Below are 21,719 nucleotides of genomic sequence, written 5' to 3'. Positions count from 1 at the left end.
AAGAGGCATGAATAAACTCACGGAAAAACCAATCTATAATGACGAGATCGTAAAGAAATTTACGCTCGCCACTGTTTTTTGGGGTGTCGTTGGCTTCGCGGTCGGGGTATTTATCGCGTTGCAAATGGCGTTCCCGGAACTAAACTTCGGTGAATATTTCACCTTCGGTCGCTTGCGTCCGCTCCATACTTCAGCTGTGATTTTTGCATTCGGTGGTAACGCACTGTTCGCAACCAGCTACTTCTCAGTTCAGCGTACTTGCCGTACGCGGTTGTGGGGTGATGGTTTTGCAAACTTTACTTTCTGGGGATACCAGTTCTTTATCGTCTTAGCGGCTGTTGGTTATGTAACAGGTGTTACACAGGGTAAAGAATATGCTGAACCTGAGTGGTATGCTGATCTATGGCTAACCATTGTTTGGGTTGTGTATCTGGTTGTGTTCCTGATGACCCTGAAGAACCGCGAAGAAGCACACATTTATGTGGGTAACTGGTTCTTCCTGTCGTTCATCGTAACAGTGGCGGTTCTGCACCTCGCGAACAACGCGGTTATCCCTGTGTCTTTCACAAGTGTGAAAAGCTACCCACTATGGGGCGGGGTACAGTCTGCGCTTATTCAGTGGTGGTACGGCCATAACGCTGTGGGCTTCTTCCTGACAGCTGGTTTCCTGGGTATTATGTATTATTTTGTGCCAAAACGTGCTGAGCGTCCGGTATATTCTTACCGTCTGTCTATTCTGCACTTCTGGTCACTGATTTTCATCTATATCTGGGCTGGTCCTCACCACCTTCATTACACATCTCTTCCAGATTGGGCACAAACACTGGGTGCGACATTCTCTATCATGCTTTGGATGCCTTCATGGGGCGGCATGGTAAACGGTATGATGACCCTTTCCGGTGCCTGGCATAAGTTACGTGAAGATCCTGTACTTCGTTTCATGATCATCTCACTTGCTTTCTACGGTATGAGCACATTTGAAGGCCCACTGATGTCTATCAAAACAGTGAATGCTCTCAGCCACTATACTGACTGGACTATTGGTCACGTACACTCTGGTGCGCTTGGTTGGGTTGCTTTCATCAGCTTCGGTGCCCTTTACCACTTGGTTCCAGTTCTCTGGAAACGCGAAGGTCTTTATTCACTCAAGCTTGTGAATATGCACCTGTGGATCGCGACAATCGGTATCGTGCTTTATATCGCAGCTATGTGGGTATCCGGCATCATGCAAGGCCTGATGTGGCGTACATACGACGATATGGGCTTCCTTGAGTACAGCTTTGTAGAATCTGTGATGGCTATGCATCCATTCTATCTGATCCGTGCACTGGGCGGCATCCTGTTCCTCGTTGGCGCACTGATCATGGTTTACAACTTCTACAAAACAATCAAAGGCGACAGAACTGAAGAAAGTGAATCTCGCTTTAAGGAGGTAGCTCATGCTTAAGCATCACGAGAAGTTAGAGAAAAACTCAATCCTTCTGCTCCTTTGTACTGTGATTGTGATCTCAATCGGCGGGATTATCGAAATCCTGCCACTCTTCCGCATGGAAACCACTATCGAGCCGGTGAAAGGAGTTCGCCCTTATACACCGCTTGAACTGGCGGGTTACAATGTTTACCTGCGTGAGGGTTGCTATAACTGCCACAGCCAACAAATTCGTCCACTCCGTGACGAGGTTGAGCGTTATGGTCACTACTCCCTTGCAGCAGAAAGCATGTATGATCACCCATTCCAGTGGGGTTCAAAACGTACGGGACCTGATCTCGCACGTGTAGGCGGTAAATACTCTGACGAATGGCACATTCAGCACATGAAACGCCCGAAAGATCTGGTACCGGAAAGCATCATGCCTCCGTACCCGCATCTGGCTGAGCGTGGTGCTGATCTGGAAAATATCGCCAGAGATATGCAAGTGCTGCAGACCATTGGTGTTCCGTACACTGATGAGATGATCGCCAATGCCCATAATGATGCGTATGCACAAGCGGCAAACGAAAGCGATTATCATGATGGTCTGGTTGAGCGTTATGGTGAGAAAGTGAATTACCGTAATTTCGACGGTAAGGAAATGACCACTGAGCTCGACGCACTTATCGCTTATCTGCAGGTTCTTGGAACAATGGCAGAGCTGAAAGACTATAAAGCTGCGCCTCCGAAAAGAGGAGGCGAGTAATGGTTGATTGGCTTGCCAACAACGCCGGTACAACGGGACTTTTGTTCTTCTTCGGCACGTTCCTTGTTATCGCCATTTGGGCGTTTCGTCCAAAAGCGAAGCAGCAGATTGAATCCTATAAAAACATTCCTCTAGCGGAGGATGACGCATGAGACCTGAGAAAAAAGATATTGATGAACTAAGTGGTATTGAGACCACAGGCCATAGCTGGGACGGTATTAAAGAGCTTAATACACCTTCCCCGCGCTGGTGGCTGATCATCTTCATCGTTAGCTGTGTGTGGGCGGTTGGGTATTGGTTCTATTACCCAGCATGGCCAACTCTAACTGGTAACGGTGAACGTGGCGGCACCGAAGGCACTGCAGGCTGGACCCAGTATAAACAGCTTGAAGAGCAACAGGCAGAGATCGTAGCTCGCAAAGCTGCTTACCAAAGCCGTTTTGATGCTGCGGATTTCTCAACAATCCAGAATGATGAAGAGCTTTATGCCTTCGCCATCGCTGGTGGTAAATCTGCCTTCAAGGATAACTGCGCAACTTGTCACGGTACTGGTGGTGCAGGTGGCCCTGGTTATCCAAACCTCAATGACGATGACTGGATTTGGGGCGGTACCATTGAAGATATTCAACAAACTCTTCAATATGGTATCCGCGGGAATCATGACGAAACACGTTTCAATGAAATGCCAGCTTATGCTGATATTCTGGATGCGGAAGATATCGAAGCTGTTGCTGATTATGTGGTGGCAAAAGCGGCTGGTAATGCGCTTCCTGAACGTGGTGCCGTTGTATTTGAAGAAAACTGTGCTGCATGTCACGGAGAGGACGCCAAAGGTCTTCGCGAGCTTGGTGGGCCAAACCTCGCTGATGCGATCTGGCTTTATGCCGACGACCGCAATGCCATTGTGTCACAGATCAGAAAGCCAAAACACGGCATTATGCCAGCGTGGGAAGGCCGCCTGAGCCCAAGTACTATTCGTCAGCTTACAATTTATGTTCATAGCCTTGGTGGCGGTGAGAAGTAAGAGTAACTGAAAGAAAACATTATGAGTGATACTGCTGCACCCTTGAAGCTGTTCGCCAAAAAAGAACGCGTTTTTCCAAAGCGTGTTTGGGGTACATTCCGTAAGATTAAATGGGTGGCTATGGTCACCCTCCTCGGAATTTACTATCTCGCACCGTTCCTGCGGTGGGATAGGGGAGAGTTCGCACCAGATCAGGCCATTCTTATTGATATGCCTGCGCGTCGTGCCTATTTCTTCTTTATCGAGATTTGGCCTCAGGAGGTATATTACCTCACCGGCATTCTCATTGTCGCGGCGGTGTCACTCTTCCTTGTTACCAGTTTGTTTGGCCGCGTCTGGTGCGGCTATGCTTGCCCTCAAACAGTATGGACTGATCTGTTTGTTTGGGTTGAGCGGATTGTGCAGGGCGACCGTGCCAAGCGCATGAAGCTTCATAAAAGCAAATGGACTTTTGAAAAAATCTGGAAGATGGCGCTTACCCATTCTATCTGGCTGGTGATTGGTATGCTCACTGGTGGTGCCTGGGTTTTCTATTTTAATGATGCGCCAACGCTTCTGGAGCAGATTATCCACCTTGATGTACCGATGAGCGTGATCAGCTGGGTAATTGCCCTTACGCTCTCTACATACATCATGGCGGGTTTTGCGCGCGAGCAAGTGTGCGAATATATGTGCCCTTATGCACGTTTCCAGTCAGCCATGTTTGATAAAGATACGCTGATTATTTCTTATGATGAAGATCGTGGTGAAAAGCGCGGTAAGCATAAGAAAGGCGAAAGCTGGGAAGGCCGAGGCCACTGTATTGATTGTACTGCCTGCGTGCAGGTTTGCCCGGTTGGCATTGATATTCGTGATGGTTTGCAGATGGACTGTATCGCTTGCGGTCTGTGTATTGATGCCTGCGATGATATTATGGACAAGATCGACCTGCCGCGCGGCTTGATCAAATATGATACCACCACGCAGCTTGAAAAACGCCGTGAAGGTATTCATGAAAAGCTACAGATATTCCGTACCAGAACTTTCTATTATTTTGGTATTCTTGCCGTTGTTGGAAGTGTGATCCTTTATGGTCTCCTGAACCGTGCGGAAACAGAATTGCATGTGCTTCATGACCGTAACCCGCTGTTTGTTCAGCTTTCTGACGGTACTGTGCGGAACGGCTATGATATCAAAATCCTGAATAAAACCCATGCGGACAGGCATTTCATACTGAGTGCCGCAGGGATTGACGGTGCGAAAATCCGTATGCAGGGCGCTGGTAAAATCGAAGCAGATGATCTGACAGTGTTTGCAGATAGCGTGGGCCATTTCCGCTTGTTCCTTTCTGCGCCGAAACCTGCGGCAAAAAGGCATGAGATTGTATTCGAACTTCGTGATACATCTGGCGCACTTGTTGAAACATATGACAGTGTCTTTATTAGCGAGAAACCATAATGACTGACGCGACAAAACATAATGCTGATATGGCAGAGGGCGGCCCACGTAAGCGTGACAGGTTGATCCCTTGGTATTTTGTCGCGTTCTTTGTTGTGCTCGCGGTCCTCGACGGTATCTTCGTTTATGTAGCCACAACGACTCATACAGGGGTGGTTACAGATGATGCCTATAATGAAGGCCTGAACTATAACGAAACGATTACCGCAGCGGCTAAGCAGGAAGCACTGGGCTGGTCGAGCGATATCTCTCTGGAAGGCGGTATGATTAAAACACGCCTTCTGGATGCAAATCAAAATCCGATTAACGGGGCGAAGGTAAGTGCCTTTTTTATGCGCCCTGTTGTAAGCGGCAAGGATTTCACCGTGTCCTTAACTGAAAACGGTGATGGCCATTATGCGCTTCCGGTTGATCTGGAACAGGGCCAATGGAATGTGAGGGTTTTTGTAGAGTGGAAGCAGCAAACCTATCAAGCGTCGACACGACTTGTTGCAAAACAAAAATAGAGTGTAAACACTGCGGTGAACCTGCGGGCGAGAACGGTTTTTGCTGCTCTGGCTGTGAAGCGGCGTATCATGCTGCCGCAGAAGCACATCAGTCGACCATTTTCTCTGGTCTGGCGCACGAGCTTGAGGATGGTGAATACCGCCTTGAGTTAGGGGCTGAAGGTATTCACTGTGCATCCTGTATTCGCTTGATTGAAAACGCGCTCGCTTCAGAAAATGAAGTAACCTATGTGCGCGTGAATATGACAACAGAACGCCTTTCCTTTTCCTGGAAGGGGGTACGCGAGCGTGGTGATGCGCTTTCTGCTAAAGTTAGCAAGCTTGGTTATAAGCTCCATGCCCTTGGGGATAATGACAAGCACGGCGAAACTTCTGAAACCGAAAAGAATTTGATCCGCGCCATTGCGGTAGCTGGCTTCGCGGCAGGTAACCTTATGCTGGTTTCCATCGGACTTTGGTCCACAGATGCTGTAACCATGGGTGTTGCAACACGGGATTTGTTCCACTGGGTATCTGCGCTGATTGCACTTCCTACTGTCATTTATTCTGGTATGCCGTTTTTCCGCTCTGCGCTTTCTGTACTAAAGGAAGGCCATACCAATATGGATGTGCCGATCTCGCTGGCGGTTGTTCTTGCCTCCGCTATGAGTATTTCAGAAGTGATGCGCAGTGGTGAGCATGTGTATTTTGATTCCGCTGTGATGCTTCTTTTCTTCCTTCTGATTGGGCGATATCTGGACGCACGCGCGAAAGGAAAGGCTCGCACCTCTGCTTCTAGGCTTCTTTCAAAACTCGCCGGAACCGCTGCGATACTCGAAGAAGGTAAAATTAAGCGCGTACCGATCATGGAACTGCACAGCGGCATGACTGTTGTTGTTGCTGTCGGGGAAAATATTCCTGCAGACGGTACAATCACCAAGGGTGAAACCGAGGTTGATATGTCACTCATCTCAGGTGAAACCCTGCCGCAGCATGTGCAGGAAGATGGGCAAGTATTTGCCGGAACTCTTAATCTATCGGCGCCGTTTGAGATGGTGGTCACTAAGGCATCTGAAAACAGTCTCCTTAGTGAAATCGTACGCATGATGGAAGTGGCCGAACAGGGAGCCGCCAAATATGTGCGTCTCGCTGATCGTGCTGCAAAATTATACACACCAGTTGTGCACACATTTGGCCTGTTTACATTCCTTGGTTGGTGGCTCTTGATGGGGGCGGATTGGCAAGTAGCACTGTTAAACGCTGTTACTGTTCTAATCATTACGTGCCCTTGTGCGCTTGGCCTTGCGGTGCCTGTTGTGCAGGTACTTGCGTCTGGCAATCTCCTGAAAGCTGGTATTCTGCTTAAATCCGGTGATGCGCTTGAACGATTGGCGACTGTTGATACCATTGTGTTTGATAAAACCGGTACGCTTACTCTCGGTAAACCGGAGCTGCTTGATGGTGATTACGCGCCTGAGCATCTAAAGCTGGCGGCGTCACTTGCCGGTAAAAGTAACCACCCGCTTTCTCAGGCAATTACTCGAGCGTACGATGGTGAAATTGAAACTCTTGATGTGAAAGAGCTTCCGGGCAAGGGTTTGCAAACTGAATGGGACGGGAAAAACGTCCAACTGGGTAGCCGCCGCTGGTGTGGTGATGAAAACCACGGTGGTGATGCGGTTCTTGAACTATGGCTCGCCATCGACGGTAAGCCTGAAGCGCGGTTTGCCTTCGCAGATCAACTGCGCCGCGATACTGTGGATGTGATTAAGAAGCTGAAGAAATTGGGTGTGGATACATATCTCCTTTCTGGTGACAGACAGGTAGTTGCGGATGAAATTGGCCGTGAGGCTGGTGTCGACCATGTAACTGCAGAGGTTAATCCGACAGAAAAAAGTGCTTTCCTTAAAGACTTGCAGGCTCAAGGCAAAAAAGTGCTTATGGTCGGAGATGGTCTTAACGATGCACCAGCGCTCGCAGCAGCGGATGCTTCCATGTCGCCGTCAACCGCCGTGGATATCAGCCAGAATACAGCGGATATTGTTTTTCAGGGTGAAAAACTGATGCCAGTTTATGAAGCAGTTTCCGTGGCGCGTTATTCCACCAAATTGGTTGCGCAAAACTTTGGGCTGGCGATCATCTATAATATTATCGCTATACCGCTTGCGATTATGGGGTATGTTACCCCGATGGTGGCTGCGGCAGCTATGTCTGGTTCGTCGCTTGTGGTAATTTTGAATGCGTTCCGTCTGAACTTAAGGAGCAAAAACTAATGGGTGTTCTCGCTTATTTAATTCCTATTGCATTGTCCCTTGGTGTGATCGGTTTAGCGGCGTTTTTATGGTCTATGAAGTCTGGTCAATATGATGATCTGGAGGGGGCCGCACACCGCATTCTACTGGATGACGATGAATAATTGAAAATCGTCTGAAAACGTTGGTTTTCTTAGGAAAAATTGACTTTCATCAAAGTGAAATACGCTAGAATCGCTAAATTCCACTCATACACTATCAGAGAGGAAAAAGAGATGCGTATTTCTCCTTTATTTAAGATCCTAACTTGCGCTGCTGCACTTCAAATGGGCGCTGTAGCAACTCTTGCTGACGACGAAAAAAGCCCATGGCAAATCCGTGTGCGTGCGATTTCTGTAACTCCAGATGAGAGCAGCACAACATCAATCGGCGGAGAGGCGACAGCAGACGGTTCTATCGTGCCAGAGCTGGATATCACATACTTCTGGTCAAAGAATTTTGCGACTGAGCTGATCCTTGCAACTTCGAAGCACAATATGGGTGCTCGTGGTACTGCTCTTGGTAATCTGAGCCTTGGCGATACTTGGGTTCTGCCTCCAACCTTGACATTCCAGTATCACTTTAACCCTGAAGGTGGTGTTCGCCCATATGTTGGTGCGGGTATCAACTACACAATCTTCTACGGCGGTGATGAAGGTGATGTGGATTCTGTTGAATATGATGACGGCTTCGGTTGGGCACTTCAAGCTGGCGCAGATTTCAAGATTGATGACAACTGGGTATTTAATATTGATGCCAAAAAGCTATGGCTGAACACAGATGTTGAGATTAACGGCGGTGCTGTAACTGCTGATGTTGATCTGGACCCATGGGTGTTTGGTGCTGGTTTCGGTTACCGCTTCTAAACCCCTGACAGGTTAGAGCAAAAAAACACCCTGCGGGATGATCCTGCAGGGTGTTTTTGTTTGTAAGCAGTTTATTGCTGGCTAAGACACTGCAAAGGAGCAAATATGATGAGGAAACGGCTATTCTTAAAGCCGTTCCCGGATAGGTAAGTGTTTAAGCCACTTGTGAATGTTGGGCTGCCTGCGGCTGAATGTAGGCATCAAAGGCGGCACAAACAATTCGGGAAACCTGCGCTGCATCAGTTTTGATGCGGATTTCAGAACCACGCATTTCCACAAGACCATCAGCAATCAGTGGTGTAAGTTCCGCCATGTAATCGCCGAGGGAAGCATGATTGATACCGTGTTCCTCACAAAAGCGAGCAACATCTATTCTTTGGTAGCACATGATATGTTCAATAAGAGAACGTCGGGCCTTATCATCGTCTGAGAGCTCCAAGCCACGAGCAATATCCAGATCGTTGTCATCTAGCGCGCGGTAATAATCTCGGTTGTTTGGTGTATTCTGGTAATAGCCCTGTGGTAGGCTACTGATCGCGGATGGCCCAAAACCGATAAGAGCTGGGGCTTTATCTGTTGTGTAACCTTGGAAGTTGCGTTGTAGTTCACCCTTTAGGTAGGCGCGCGCCATTGTATCTTGCGGCTGAACAAAATGATCGAGCCCGATTTGAACATATCCTTTTTCAAGGAGGGCTTCGCGCGCTGCTTCAAACTGCAACAGGCGTTGTTTGCCGTCAGGTAGTGTTTCTTCAGCAATCAGCTGCATATGTTTTTTCATCCAGGGCACATGTGCATACCCAAAGAGCGATATACGGTTTGGCGAGAGCCCGGCGGCGATACGAACATTCTCTCTGATCTTTTCAATGTTCTGATGCGGAAGGCCATAAAGCAGATCAATGCTGATATCGCTGATCTCATACGCTCGAAGCAGGCTAACGCATTCAAATACTACGTGAAGGGGCTGAATACGGTTGATAGCCTTTTGCGTGTCTCGGTGGAAATCTTGTACACCCAGGCTCGCACGATTCACCCCCGCTTGCGCATATGCTGCTACTTTGGGCTCAGTGATCTCACGAGGGTCCATCTCAATGGCGATTTCACAGTTATGCGCAATCTTAAAGTGCGCACGCACCGTGCTCATAATATCTCTGAAATCATCAGGCTGTAGATAGCTGGGCGAGCCGCCACCAAAATGAATATGGGTTACACTTGGTGCGGCTTGCAGCTTGGATGCCGTTACCTCAATCTCTTTCTTAAGGTAAGAAACAAATGTGGCAACCGGATCATACTTTTCTGTCGCTTTAGTGTGGCACCCGCAATACCAGCAGATTTTCTTGCAAAAAGGCACATGAAAATAAAGGGACAGATTAGTGCCATCATCAAGTGTGCTCAGCCATGAAGATACAGTTTCGCTATCTACCGCGTCTGAAAAATGCGGGGCGGTTGGATAACTGGTATATCGAGGCACTTGATTATTGTGCTTGAGTAATGCTTTTAAGGTTGTTGCTTCCACGGTTTTATCTCACAAATTTGTCTCACGATCCTCCTATAAAACAGCCGGGAATAGGGGTATTTGACTCATGTCAATTGCATCTGCTTCACCTTGTGGTTTTCTGCGCGCAAGGGAAGAGAAAAGAGCAATGGTGTGACAGCTTTGGAAAAGCTTTTGGAAAGCTATGTCACGGTTTGTAATGATGTGATCAGTGCAAATCGGGATAGATTTCCATACGGACAAATTTGGGAGGCGGCAGAACAAAAACTGTTTGGTCGCTGTTTCCGGTTTGAAATTAATGTCGAGGGCAGGTTGGAATTTTATTCCTGTACGCTTCATGATGGGCGTATATATCCGCTTCAGTCAGAGGCAGCATGCCTGACGGTACGCTTCACAGAAGATTACGTACGTTCTGTGGTCGACAATCCGGCTAAATTTATTGAAAATCCAACCCTCATCAATTGGGATTGGCTCCAATTTTCACCAGAAAAAGATTGCAAATGCTCTTTAATGAAGGTCGTCGCAGGGAAATTCGCTGGAACAAGCAGTACAGGCATAGTGTGACAGAGCGTCAATTTCCGGTATTTCTACGTTTGAACCCTTAACCGCAATGCTCGTATCATTCCTAAGCTTGTTAAGCGCGCGGGAAAAGGTTTCGCTTTTCATACCAAGGCGCGCTGCGATCAATGATTTATCATACGGCAATTGAAGGCTGATCGGTTCAACATCATTCACCCGGCACAGGCGCAACAGGAAGCAGCCAATACGCTGTGACGCATTCTGAAGGTTCAGGCTTTCGATTTCCCGTGTTTGCTGTTTGCGGTGGCGTGACATGGAGCCCAGCATTGCAAGAGCCACAGCATGGTTTTCTGCTACAGCTGCCTTCAGCATTTTTGATGGGAACCGCAGCAGATCGCATTCCTCAACAGCAGTGGCACCAAAGGAGTGAATGCCGTCATCAATAATCGCACTTTCACCAAATATATGGCCAGTGGTTACCATGTCGATCACTGCTTCATCGCCGTCCAGTGTTTCGCGGAACAGCTTCACCCAGCCTTTAGTGATGATATAAAACCATTCGGCTTCGTCATTTTGCATGAAAAGGGTTGAACCCTTTGAGACAGTAATAGGCTGAGCTGCCTGAACAAAACCTTCTACAAGTGTATCAGGCATTGCAGCAAATAAAGAATGTCTGGCAATAATGTCTTCAAAGCAGAATTTTGTATCTGCTTTTTTGCAGTTCACGGCAGCCATATGTGTACCCCTGTCTTTACACATTCGGTTATTTCAGTGCTCACATAACCGTGATCGCGTTATTTTGCAATGCGGCAACGTGGCGCACTCATACGATAGTGTATGTATTAAGCCGTTAAATTGCAATTAACACAGCAAGTTTCTTCTTATTGTCAAAGTGCGCGAATTGTCGCGTTTCTCTTCCGATTTAATCTGAATTTGCTATGGTAGCGTAAATAATTTGTCAGGTCCCCTATGTCCGGAAGGATTTTTTATGCGTACATTCGTTAAAGTGGCAGCGGTAGCAGCCCTTGCAACAGTAGCTTCAGTAAGTAGTTTTGCGGAAGGCGATGCCGCCAAAGGTGAAAAAGTGTTCCGTAAGTGTAAAGCGTGTCACACTCTTGAGGCAGGTAAAAACCGTGTTGGTCCATCACTCTCTGGTTTTATTGGCCGCAAGGCTGGTGGTCTCGATGGCTACAAATATTCCAAAGCTATGAAGGCGGCTGATTTTGTTTGGGATGATGCAAACTTTAGCGAATATATGAAATCCCCACGTAAATTTGTGAAAGGCACAAAGATGGCGTTTGTTGGCCTTAAAAAGCCACAAGATGTTGCCGACCTTCTTGCATACCTGCGCGCGAATGGTGGTTAGAGAAATAGCCAATACCATACGAAAAGAAGAAGGGCCGGAATTTCCGGCCCTTTTTACTTAGAAAGTAAAGTCAGCGTTATTAAGTGTATTAAGAGTGAGGCCTTGAAGGAAAACGCTGTTTCCTCCTCCTAAATCGATCAACACACCAGATATACCGCTTATCGTGGTTTCACTAGCGGCTGCGGTGACAGAAGCTAGATCAGTAAAATCTGTTGTTGTATTTGAGATATCCAGTACATCATTCGCGGTGTTGAAATCGGTAATAACATCATCTCCACTGTTTCCGTTGAAGAAGAAGGTATCACTACCTGTACCGCCAGTAAGTTGGTCGTCTCCTGCGTTAGCACGCAGAGTATCGTCCCCGCTTCCACCGGTAACGGTATCATTGCCTGCACTGTTAAATAGATCATCGTCTCCGGCACCGCCGTCAATAGTGTCTGAGCCGCTACCGCCAAAGATAGTATCGCTACCGTTTCCACCTAGAACGCTGTCATCTCCGAAAGAGGCAAAGATTTCGTCATTGCCATCTTCACCATCCAGCACATCATTTAGAACGCCTGAATCCGTATCGCGACCACCAAAAATGACGTCGTTGCCATCACCAGCCAATACTGTGTCATTACCTATTCCGCCCCCAAGAATATCTGACCCCGCATCGCCGTAGAGCACATCATCACCTGAGCCAGCAAAAGCGGTATTGGAAGAGGAATTCGTGAAGACTAATTCACCTGAATCTACAATCAGATCGCCGTCGCTATCATCGAATTTAGCGGCAATTATCGTATCATTCCCAGAGCCTCCGAAAAGAGTGTCAGAGCCTGCTGCTGTTGAAACGCCTTCGATATTAGCAAGGCCTTGGAAACTGCTGGTTAGTGCATCACCAACAATAAGGTCATTTCCGCCGCCGCCAGCAAGGATATCATTACCGCTTTCACCTACCAGAACATCATTCCCGGTATCACCGCTCCCAGCAAAGACTTCATCATTACCTCTACCAGCCGAAACTGTATCGTTTCCTGCGCCGCCAACGATGAAATCGTTTCCGTCATTGCCTTGAAGCCTGTCATCACCTTCTTCACCGCGAATACGATCATTGCCGTCTGCGCCTTGCACCGTATCGTCACCTTCGCCACCTTCAATCAAGTTGTCAGCTGCATTTCCGATAACACGGTCATCTTCGACTGAAGCGATGATATTTTCGATCACAGTCTCCGGCGATACAAAAACAGTTTCGGTCCTGGTTCCAACAACTCTGCCGCCACCAAAATAGCGAATGGTCGTACCTACATTGATAAAAGCACCGCCAAGGTTATCTTGATCAGGGGTGAGGTTAATGTCCACGCCAGTGCCTGCCCCGGTGATCCTGATAGTGTCTGTACCACCTAAATCATAAATGGTCTCAAAATAACGATTGGACAGGTCGAATACATAGGTATCATCACCGCTGAAGGCTGTATCAAGGCCATCATATATATGGCGAAGTGTTAAAATATCTGCATATCCGAATGTCGTGGGGAAAAGGTCCGCCGATGTAACATCGTCAAAGAAGGCAGATTGAAAACTTGGGACAAGTAATGTGAACTCTGCACCAAAGAACTGGCTCGGAAATTCGTCTGTTGGATGGCTAAGTCCAAGAGCGTGCCCAAGTTCATGAAGAGTGACAAAATCCAGTCGTGAATTGTCGCCGATAAAGTCTTCAAACAAGAAAATATCGCCCGCAGTATTCGACCGACTAGGCAGGCCTGCTATACCCAGAACGTTTCCTGAATCAGCATTGTTGCCCGAAAGCCTTAGGACACCAAAGTTGGCTCCGTCCTCCTGAATTTCCTCGAATTGAACATTGGCAACCTCAGAAATAAAATCTAGCCCATTCCTGAAGATTTCAACGGCTCTTGCTGAGGCAGGAACATTGGTTTCAGTTAGATCTATCTCTGTGCCTGCATCTTCGTCATCTAAAATAAACGGTGCTGTAAAAGTTGCATCTTCATCTGGGAAACTGAAAGTAACTCGTGTGATGCCATCATCGCTTGGTGAAAATTGCTGTGTGGTTGTTAGGCCGTTGATAACATTATTGCCACTGTTTGGTGTGAATTCAGTTTCATGTTGATCTGGGCGCGTGGAGTTTTCTTCTGTATCGACATACAGCGTATAACTCCCTGTATCGATTTGATTGGTGTTGTCAAAGTGTGAAGCTCCAATCAAATATGTACCTGATACGGTCGGCGTGAATAAAATACGGCTGTTTGTAACCAAGCCACCATCATCATTACCGTTTGCAACACGTGTAACACCATCTTCCAGAAAAATGCCTGTGAGTAATGGATCGGTTAGTGTGCCTGATGCAGTGGGAGTTCCTTCAAGGTCAATTTGATAGGTAACACCAGCCTGAAGAACTACTTCAATAAAGTCTACTTCGCCTTCAACGCTAATCGTTCCTGTAACGCTACTTCCTACAGTAACACTGGCTTCGGCTGTCATTTGGGCGGTTTGGGTATCGCCCGTTGTTGCTTGAGCGCTGCCGGTGGTCTGGTTTGTTGCCTCTGTATCCGTGGATGCCTGAGCATCAAAAGAGGAAGCGCATTCATCACTACAAAAATCGCTGGAACCGCTTGAGCTACCGCATGTTTGGCAACTGTTACTGTTGCCTAGTAATAACAGATCACTGGGTTTTACCTGTGACGCTGGCAGGGTTGTTGTTTCAGTTTCATTTTTTGATGTATCGTAGGACGACTTACAATCATCGCTGCAAAATTTACTAGAACCACATGAGCTGCCGCATGTCTGGCAACTACCGTTATTATGATTATGCACTATATCTCACCTGATTGAGGCAAACACCGCGGTCAAATGTTTGCGTTTACTATTCAACCCTATCTGCTATTTCAAACTAAAGTTTTGAAGATTTAAAGAAAGACTTGAACACATTTCTGTGTAAATTCAGATGCGCATAACGCAATTATGCGCCACTAAGTGATTGTTCTAACGAATAAGTAAGAATGACTGCGCGCTCAAAATCATTAAGTTTTTGAGGGGTCGCAGCTAGTAGTTTCACAGCATAATCGTATGATTGGTTTGTTAGTGCTTCTTCCATCTGTTTAAAGGTAGCATGTATTTCCAAAGCGCCAACTGAGCCTGCTGCACCTTTTGCCGCGTGGGCACTGGCTTTTGCTGCTTCATAGTCTTGTTTGTGCAGGGTAGCTTGGGTTTCAGCTAATTTTTCCGCTAAAGTTTGAAGAAACTTGGAGACCAGTAATTGTCCCTCGGCCACATCGGTTTCAAAAATGAAATCTATCCGACTTGAATCAAACAAAGCTTCAATATCCAGCATATGGTCGGGCGTTGGTTCTGTTTTATTTTCGCCGTTTGTATTTGGTGCTTCCTGAAGTGCCACTGGTTCGCCTTGTGTGCGTCTTAATTGATCTGCTGCTGGCAGCCATTCACAAATAGTAGCTTCAAGGTCATCCATTTCAATAGGTTTACTTAGAAAACCATTCATGCCGATTTCTCGGCATTTATCCTTGGTCTCTTTCAAGATATCCGCTGTAAGGGCGATCACAGGAATATTGGTATGCCGTTTATTCTCTAGTTGCCGCAAAGCAATTGTGAAATCCATACCGTTCATAACCGGCATATGAAGATCAGATAAAATTAGACCATAGTTATTCTGCTGTATTTTTTCCAAAGCTTCTTCGCCGTTGGAAGCTATATGAAACGCAAAGCCAAGGTGCTTCAGGGTCTTTTGAATTACGATCTGGTTAACAGGGTTATCTTCCACCACCAATATCAGGCACCCATGAGAAGCTGCGTGAGCATCACTTGGTTGAGTGTAATTCAATGCGGATATTTCTTCAGCTCTCACGGTGTTTAGGTGAACACCATCACGTACAGATGCAAGCAATTCAGTAAGTGTTTGTGGGTGGGCTGGCTTGCTGATGTTCCCGTCAAAAGGTAGGAGATTTTGTAGAGAATTACCGTAAAGGCCTGCAGGAGTGAGGAGGGCTACTTTACAGCCTTTTTGGCTGACTGTGCGGCGCACTAGGGTTCGCAGAACCTCATCATCACTTAGCTGGTCATAATCCAGAAGCAGGATCGTATCACGTGTGGATAGCTTACTGATATCATCATGTCGCTGTGCAACAAAAGCATTGCCGCCCGCCAATTCTATCCATTCTTTCCATAGATCGGTGTTTTCTGCTCGGCTGCGCATAATGATATGAGCGTTATTCAGCGGAGCTAAGGTTTGCCTTGAACGCTCATCTACCACTTCGTAAGGAATGGTGAAAAAGAAGTCGCTGCCAACATTAACAATGCTGTTTACACCGATAGACCCACCTTGAAGTTCTGTGAGACGCTTACAAATGCTTAGCCCAAGGCCAGAACCTCCAAACCTGCGAGCAGTTGAGGTTTCTGCCTGTTCAAATGGTGTGAAAAGTCTTGGCAGTACGTGTTCATCAATACCAATGCCGGTATCAACAACCTGAAATGTAACTTCGGCTACATTTGGAACCGAAGCAGCCATCATATGAGATGCTTTTAGTGTTACATGGCCAGTTTCTGTAAACTTCTCAGCATTCCCGATAAGATTGATCAAAATCTGTCTGAGACGGTTAGGATCCCCATTGATCAGAGAAGGAATGGAGATATCTACATCCACAATCAGTTCAAGCCCTTTCTCCGAGAATTTAGGGGCCATAAGGTCGGCCACTTCCCTGATAAGGGTATGAAGATTGAACGGCGTTTTCTCTATATCAAGTTTGCCAGCTTCGATTTTAGAGAAATCAAGAATGTCATTGATGATAGATAAAAGCGCTTGGGCCGAACGGTTAATAACGCCCGTCATATTTGCCTGCTCTGAATCCAGTTTGCTCTGCGACAGCAGGTCAGACATGGTAATGATACCGTTCATAGGAGAACGGATTTCATGGCTCATAGTAGCAAGGAATTGGCTCTTAGCTTCAGTTAATTCTTCCGCGCGAGCTTTTGCTGAGGCGAGAGATTTTTCAGCAAGCATATGTTGGGTTACATCAGCTAAGATCATTTGCAATGCAGGAGTGTCGTTCCAGATCAATCCTGTGGTAACCAAATCCACCCATTTTTCTTCGCCGTCTATATCGTCCAGATGAATACGGCTATAGCTGTTTACTTCACCAAGTTCTGGAACGGAAAAGACTGTTTTTGGAAGTTTTTTGAAAATGTCTCTATGGCTTTCCATATTGTCATCTGTATTCAAGCCAAACAATTTCGAGAAAGCACTATTCCAGAATAAAGGGCTATCATCGGCGATAATGATAATCGCCTGAACTGAGCCTTCAACGATAGAGCGGAACTGGCGTTCGTTCGCCAGAATACGTTCCTGCCGTTCATCAATTTCCTTGATGAAATAGCTAACGGAATTACCAATTTCTGCGATTTCATCATTGCCCGAAGTTGGAATTGGTTTGGCTTCCCCTTCAGCGCGAGCAACCACGGCCACATTGAGATCTAATAAGCGGCTGGTAATGTTACGGTCAAAATAAACAAAAATAACAATGCCGATGGTAAAGGCCAGGAGTGATGCAACCATGATATACTGAATTTGCTCGTCAGCCAGAGTAATGAGTTCTGATGTGTTTTCTGAAGCGGTACTGTTGATTGTCTCTGACAAGGTTGCCATCGACTTAATCATTTCATTTACAAGTACTCTCGTCTGGCGTTCCAGGCCTTGTACCCTGAGGCGTAGACGAACGGCATCTGTTGCCGTTTTAAAAAGCCCTTCACGGCCTAAAATAATCTGCTTCAATTTATTTTCGGTCGCGAGCTGATATGATAGCAGTTCAGGATTTGAGCTAAGATGATTAGCTTCAAAAGAAGTGAACTCGCGCCTGATTTCCTTCTGTATAGAACGGATATTCTTCAGGTTTTCAGTGCGGCTGATCTGGAAAGATTCCAGTGTAATCAGGGATAAATTTGACTGCCATTTAAAGAGCTTGTGTTGAAGAGGGCTGTCGTCAAAATTATCTTCAACCTCTTGAAGATACTGCCCGATCTCGATGGTGAAGGTGTTCAAGTCTCCTTCGATTTTATTAATTTCAACAGACTTATCCAGATGGCGGGATTTAATGGTGTTCAGGTCCTCGACAGAGATGGATAGCACCTCAACCATCGAAGTGAATAACAGGTCTTTATACTGCCCCTTCAGGTTATCGGTAATCAGCTGTACGCGCTCAAGCGCTTCGCGGCTTTCTGAGATACTGATCCGCCGTTCCGCATGGCTTTGCACTCTAGCCAATTGCACAACATTCAATACTACATTTTCAAGTTCAGTGTTGAGTTGGGCGGCACCAGACAATGCTGGTAATGCTTCGGAAGACAGGCTTTTTACATCGTCCTGGAACCGTGTCAGTGAGTAATAAGAAATGGAAGCAAGCAGTAAAACAAGGGCCACCAGAGTTAAAACCCCAAGGGTAATACGAACGCTGATGCCGAGTTTACTTTTACTAATAACCTGATGTTGCACGCTATTTCCTATGAAGCAGAGCTTCCTGTTGCCTGATCATTTAACCTGTTTTCTAATTTGGGAGCTATGGTTTGCTGTTCTTCTAACTGATTTGCCACAACTTCCCAGAGTAGTTTACCTGATAATAGATTAGTTTTCTTTGGCATGTTTTGTAGCATTTTAAAACCATCACCTCCATTTGCGAGGAAGTTTAATGTTGCAGCTGTATAGGTTTTTCCGGTTTCCAGCGGCTGCCCGCCAATAAGAACATTAATAACACGCTGCCCAGAGGGCGCTTTGCTGTTATATTCCATTTGAATGTTTGAAACCTGAAGGAAGCAGCCATCTGTTTCATCAAGGCAGCTCAAGCCGTGTTCAAGCGCTCCCTGAATTTGCTCACCCGTAATTTCAAAAAGCTGCACCGTATTATTGAAAGGCAATTCTGATTGAATATGCTCGCGGGTTAAAATAGTACCTGCAGGATACCGGGTGTTTCCTCTAATGCCCCCGCTGTTAATAAAGGCAATATCTGCTTTCATCGCGTTTCGAATTGAATCGGTTACAAAATTCCCAAAAGCATTCTCACCAGTACGTACGGTGTTGCGCTCGGTATTCATGGCGGTGTCTGTTGTGCCGAGCTGTTGTCTGAAGAGAATGTTTAATCGCGCACCATAGGATTCAACGATTGATTTGATCTCTGGATCTTCTTCAAAGGAGGCAATATCTGACAGTTCAATAGAAGCTTTTTTGCCCTCAGGATTATCCAGATCCACGTTGATGGTGATGAGTTGACCGTCCAGCATACCTTTGCTGAGTTTTTCCACACCAGTATCCACAGAATAGGGGTTGCCGATATTATGTGCATAAAGGATCAGATCAACTGTGCCGTCCGCTGTATAGGTTGAAAGATCATCATAGTCTGTATCTGCCATAAGCACGACATATTCAGCGCCTTCAGAGCGAAGCTGATCGGCGGTTTTTTTTATGGAATTTTCAAGAGGTAAAGCTTCCAACTTATAAGAACCATACTCGTCGATAACATTTTCAGATGTTACCGCCATAAAGCCGATGCTGTGGGCCAGTGTATCAATCACATAATATGGCTCCAGCCCCACAATAGGTGTTTGGCCTTCTTTCAACTGGATATTAGAGGAAATGAAAGGGAACATTGCTGATTGTGCATGGAGGGAAAATTGATCTTCCTTGTAGGAAAACTCCCGTTTGCCAACGCCCATCACATCAGGTTCAAGGATGTTTAAGACATCAATCATATGCGCGCCATTATCCATTGCACCCAGGATAGAAGGCCCAAGAGAGGCACCGCCGTGGACAAAAATAATATTATCGGATTTAGCGCGTTCTTCGCGCACGGCTGTAGCAATTTGAGCTAAAGAAAAGTCATGCTTGTTTTTTATGATCTCAGGTAATGAGGAAATATAGAGAATTTTTACCTCTTCAGCTGTACTTAAAACTGAGAAAAAACATAATGTTCCCAGAGCACATAGCGTCTTTAGAAGCTTTCTCATTTTTCTATCCTCATGATCATTCCTTAATCATCTTGGTATGGGAAAGTTAACTAAGCGTATAATTACATGATAAAATAGATAGTTGCACAGTAAAAACAAAATGCTGTTACAAAACCGGGAGAAGTTTTGCCTGTGGTTACTTCGAGCAGTGAAACTATCTTTTGATCTGTTTTGTTCATATATGCAGATTAACGGCTTGATTGATTTTCAAGCCTTTGTTGATGGCATGATAGGTCGGAAAAGGTGCGCGGTGGGATAGGTCGATATCGCGTTTTAGCCATTCTTGTTCTTCAAGAATACCAAGAGATTTTGATAGCGCCCGATCTGTTATGGTTTCAAGTCCTGTTTTAATATGGGAAAAGCGCTGCGGTGTTTGTGTTACAGCAAGAATTGGTACAGCCCAGTTGCGGCGGATAAGCGAAAAATCAGTTTCCTTAGTTACAATTTCAATAATACGGCTGGCCATTGCTGCTGCGATAATGCCTTCTGGTGTAAGCCTGAATTCAGGCCTTAGAGGGTGGCCGTGCCCCGGGTTTTTCTCAACAAGGCCAAGTTCCATCAGGTGCGCAAGGCTGGATGTGAAAGAACTGCGGCTTGCCTCAGTCGCAGCCAAAAGCGGCGCTTGCCGCGCTGGGGTGCCTGAATGCAGTAAAGCCAGAATTTTAAGAGACCAGGCTTTTGATGTGAGCTTGACAAGGTACGCAATATTCATAAAGTATAGTTACTATACTTTTGCTACAAGGGGAAGCATTATGTCGGTAGTATCGCTAGATAAAACAATCACACTCTCACTTTCTGTGAAGGATAGGCATGCAAGTGCTGAGTGGTATGAACAAAACCTCGGCTTTAAACTTCTGTTCCATATTGATGAAGCTGGCTGGAGCGAGATGCAAACCAACACAGAAGGTGTAACGCTAGGCCTTGGTGAACAGGTAGAGCCCACACCGGGAAACTGTGTTCCGGTGTTTGGTATTGCGGATATTGCGTCAGGACGGAAAGCCCTGGAGCAGGCTGGTGTGAAGTTTGATGGGCCGACAGAAACGATTGAAGGCATGGTTAGCATTGCGACGTTCTATGACCCTGATGGAAATGCCCTGATGCTGGCGCAAGATCTATCGCAGTGAATAATAAAAAAAGGTGTGGTCTAGATGACCACACCTTCTCTGAAGGAAGTGCGCTTTTGTCTATAGGGCAAGAACCAGCGTTTCCGCCCGCGCACTGCGGACGGTAATAATCTGTTTGATTTTGTTAAGAAGAACGTTGGCATGTTGGTCTGCTACATCTGTGCAATCCAGTTCAATCCACTGCATGCCGTCGACTGTACGGCGGGCAGATACACTATCACACGCTAGGCCGCGGATAGAGAATAGCTCAAGCACTCGGGCAAGGGTGCTGGCTTCATATTCCGCTTGCACGGAAAATTTCGTTTTAGTTGATCCTAACAAAACCATTTGATTTCTCCCTTCATTATGGCTGCAAGAAAAATAGCCAAAACCCGCTGAGAAAAAATCTCTAATATTGACGATATATAAAAAAATATGAGAACATATCTCGGTTAGTTTAGCTAATGTGAGAATTTATCTCGTATGTATGATGATCTTGATGCAAAAATCCTGAATGAGCTGCAAGAAGATGCTCGAATCCCGCTTGTGGATTTGGCCGAAAAAGTAGCTTCAAGCAGGTCTGCTGTTTGGCGGCGTATCCAAAAGCTGGAGCAGGATGGTGTGATTGAACGTCATACAGTTATCCTGAACCCGGAGAAGGTTGGCCTTGGAGTAATGGTGATTGCCCAAGTGAAAATGCAGGCCCATACCCGTGATAGTTTGCCCCTGTTTATTGAAAAGGTGAGGCAGTTTGATGAGGTGGTAGAGTGTCATACCCTGATGGGGGATGTAGACTTCTTCCTGAAAATCAGAGTGAAAGATGTACAGGCCTACGAAGACTTCTTCTGGAACAAACTATCACCTATTGAAGGGGTTCGGGAAATCAGCTCATCTATCGCGCTGACCAACTGGAAAAACACCACTAAGTTCAATGTAAGTCTATAATAAAAGCCAGCAC

20 protein-coding genes are annotated in these 21,719 nt (G+C 46.3%); 13 read left to right on the top strand and 7 right to left on the bottom strand.

Annotated features, from left to right (window positions below; all coding sequences use genetic code 11):
• Positions 1–7 precede the first annotated feature (7 nt).
• The 9 genes from ccoN (at position 8) to MF542_RS02275 (ending at position 8,280) form a co-directional block, all read left to right on the top strand.
• Positions 8–1,447: a cytochrome-c oxidase, cbb3-type subunit I gene (ccoN, locus tag MF542_RS02315; protein ID WP_247015528.1), complete on the top strand. Its 1,440-nt coding sequence runs from the start codon at positions 8–10 to the stop codon at positions 1,445–1,447.
• Positions 1,440–2,177, top strand: a complete 738-nt coding sequence (gene ccoO, locus MF542_RS02310; RefSeq protein ID WP_247015526.1) for a cytochrome-c oxidase, cbb3-type subunit II — start codon at positions 1,440–1,442, stop codon at positions 2,175–2,177. Before ccoN ends, ccoO begins: the two co-directional genes overlap by 8 nt.
• A complete protein-coding gene (locus MF542_RS02305; protein WP_247015525.1) occupies positions 2,177–2,329 on the top strand; it encodes a cbb3-type cytochrome oxidase subunit 3 in 153 nt (50 codons plus the stop codon). Before ccoO ends, MF542_RS02305 begins: the two co-directional genes overlap by 1 nt.
• Positions 2,326–3,201, top strand: coding sequence for a cytochrome-c oxidase, cbb3-type subunit III (gene ccoP, locus MF542_RS02300; RefSeq protein ID WP_247015523.1), 876 nt, complete (start codon positions 2,326–2,328; stop codon positions 3,199–3,201). The genes MF542_RS02305 and ccoP overlap by 4 nt, the downstream gene beginning before the upstream one ends.
• 21 nt (positions 3,202–3,222) lie before the next feature.
• Positions 3,223–4,638: a cytochrome c oxidase accessory protein CcoG gene (gene ccoG / locus MF542_RS02295; protein WP_247015521.1), complete on the top strand. Its 1,416-nt coding sequence runs from the start codon at positions 3,223–3,225 to the stop codon at positions 4,636–4,638.
• Positions 4,638–5,144 (top strand): FixH family protein, encoded by a 507-nt coding sequence (locus MF542_RS02290; RefSeq protein WP_247015519.1) that lies wholly within the window; start codon positions 4,638–4,640, stop codon positions 5,142–5,144. Before ccoG ends, MF542_RS02290 begins: the two co-directional genes overlap by 1 nt.
• Positions 5,090–7,396 carry a heavy metal translocating P-type ATPase gene (locus MF542_RS02285; protein WP_247015516.1) on the top strand — a complete coding sequence of 769 codons (2,307 nt, stop codon included), beginning with the start codon at positions 5,090–5,092 and terminating at the stop codon, positions 7,394–7,396. Before MF542_RS02290 ends, MF542_RS02285 begins: the two co-directional genes overlap by 55 nt.
• On the top strand, positions 7,396–7,539 hold the full coding sequence (ccoS, locus tag MF542_RS02280) for a cbb3-type cytochrome oxidase assembly protein CcoS (protein ID WP_247015513.1): 144 nt from the start codon (positions 7,396–7,398) through the stop codon (positions 7,537–7,539). The genes MF542_RS02285 and ccoS overlap by 1 nt, the downstream gene beginning before the upstream one ends.
• Positions 7,540–7,650: 111 nt before the next feature.
• Positions 7,651–8,280: an OmpW/AlkL family protein gene (locus tag MF542_RS02275; RefSeq protein WP_247015511.1), complete on the top strand. Its 630-nt coding sequence runs from the start codon at positions 7,651–7,653 to the stop codon at positions 8,278–8,280.
• Positions 8,281–8,434: 154 nt separating this feature from the next.
• Here the strand turns inward: MF542_RS02275 and hemN are convergent, their stop codons facing one another.
• On the bottom strand, positions 8,435–9,793 hold the full coding sequence (hemN, locus tag MF542_RS02270; protein WP_247015509.1) for an oxygen-independent coproporphyrinogen III oxidase: 1,359 nt from the start codon (positions 9,791–9,793) through the stop codon (positions 8,435–8,437).
• A 132-nt stretch (positions 9,794–9,925) separates the two neighbouring features.
• Between hemN and MF542_RS02265 the strand changes: the two genes are divergently transcribed.
• Positions 9,926–10,336 carry a hypothetical protein gene (locus MF542_RS02265; RefSeq protein ID WP_247015507.1) on the top strand — a complete coding sequence of 137 codons (411 nt, stop codon included), beginning with the start codon at positions 9,926–9,928 and terminating at the stop codon, positions 10,334–10,336.
• Here the strand turns inward: MF542_RS02265 and MF542_RS02260 are convergent.
• On the bottom strand, positions 10,280–11,026 hold the full coding sequence (locus MF542_RS02260; RefSeq protein ID WP_247015504.1) for a Crp/Fnr family transcriptional regulator: 747 nt from the start codon (positions 11,024–11,026) through the stop codon (positions 10,280–10,282). The genes MF542_RS02265 and MF542_RS02260 overlap by 57 nt on opposite strands.
• A 253-nt stretch (positions 11,027–11,279) precedes the next feature.
• Here MF542_RS02260 and MF542_RS02255 point away from each other — a divergent pair, with 253 nt between their 5' ends.
• A complete protein-coding gene (locus MF542_RS02255; RefSeq protein ID WP_247015502.1) occupies positions 11,280–11,657 on the top strand; it encodes a c-type cytochrome in 378 nt (125 codons plus the stop codon).
• A gap of 57 nt (positions 11,658–11,714) precedes the next feature.
• On the opposite strand, the gene MF542_RS02250 is transcribed toward MF542_RS02255, so the two are convergent.
• From MF542_RS02250 to MF542_RS02235, 4 genes are all read right to left on the bottom strand, one after another.
• Positions 11,715–14,468, bottom strand: a complete 2,754-nt coding sequence (locus tag MF542_RS02250; RefSeq protein ID WP_247015501.1) for a hypothetical protein — start codon at positions 14,466–14,468, stop codon at positions 11,715–11,717.
• A gap of 145 nt (positions 14,469–14,613) precedes the next feature.
• Positions 14,614–18,153 (bottom strand): hybrid sensor histidine kinase/response regulator, encoded by a 3,540-nt coding sequence (locus tag MF542_RS02245; RefSeq protein ID WP_247015499.1) that lies wholly within the window; start codon positions 18,151–18,153, stop codon positions 14,614–14,616.
• 8 nt (positions 18,154–18,161) lie between these two features.
• Entirely contained in the window at positions 18,162–19,658 is a 1,497-nt protein-coding gene (locus MF542_RS02240; protein WP_247015497.1) for a bifunctional metallophosphatase/5'-nucleotidase, read from the bottom strand.
• Between the two features lie 175 nt (positions 19,659–19,833).
• Complete coding sequence (locus tag MF542_RS02235; RefSeq protein ID WP_247015495.1) at positions 19,834–20,370, bottom strand: winged helix-turn-helix transcriptional regulator; 537 nt, start codon at positions 20,368–20,370, stop codon at positions 19,834–19,836.
• Between the two features lie 40 nt (positions 20,371–20,410).
• Between MF542_RS02235 and MF542_RS02230 the strand changes: the two genes are divergently transcribed.
• On the top strand, positions 20,411–20,782 hold the full coding sequence (locus MF542_RS02230) for a VOC family protein (RefSeq protein ID WP_247015493.1): 372 nt from the start codon (positions 20,411–20,413) through the stop codon (positions 20,780–20,782).
• Between the two features lie 60 nt (positions 20,783–20,842).
• Here MF542_RS02230 and MF542_RS02225 read toward each other — a convergent pair whose 3' ends face one another.
• The gene (locus tag MF542_RS02225) at positions 20,843–21,109 is read right to left on the bottom strand and encodes a hypothetical protein (RefSeq protein WP_247015491.1); all 267 of its coding nucleotides are present in this window, start codon (positions 21,107–21,109) and stop codon (positions 20,843–20,845) included.
• Positions 21,110–21,244: 135 nt separating this feature from the next.
• Here MF542_RS02225 and MF542_RS02220 point away from each other — a divergent pair, with 135 nt between their 5' ends.
• Positions 21,245–21,706: an Lrp/AsnC family transcriptional regulator gene (locus MF542_RS02220; protein ID WP_247015488.1), complete on the top strand. Its 462-nt coding sequence runs from the start codon at positions 21,245–21,247 to the stop codon at positions 21,704–21,706.
• The last annotated feature ends 13 nt before the right edge of the window (positions 21,707–21,719 follow it).

Origin of the sequence: Kordiimonas laminariae, from assembly GCF_023008165.1 — a bacterium.
GTDB classification, from domain to species: domain Bacteria; phylum Pseudomonadota; class Alphaproteobacteria; order Sphingomonadales; family Kordiimonadaceae; genus Kordiimonas; species Kordiimonas laminariae.
Note: the sequence above shows the minus strand (reverse complement) of the source record. Positions and strands in the feature narration are given on the sequence as shown.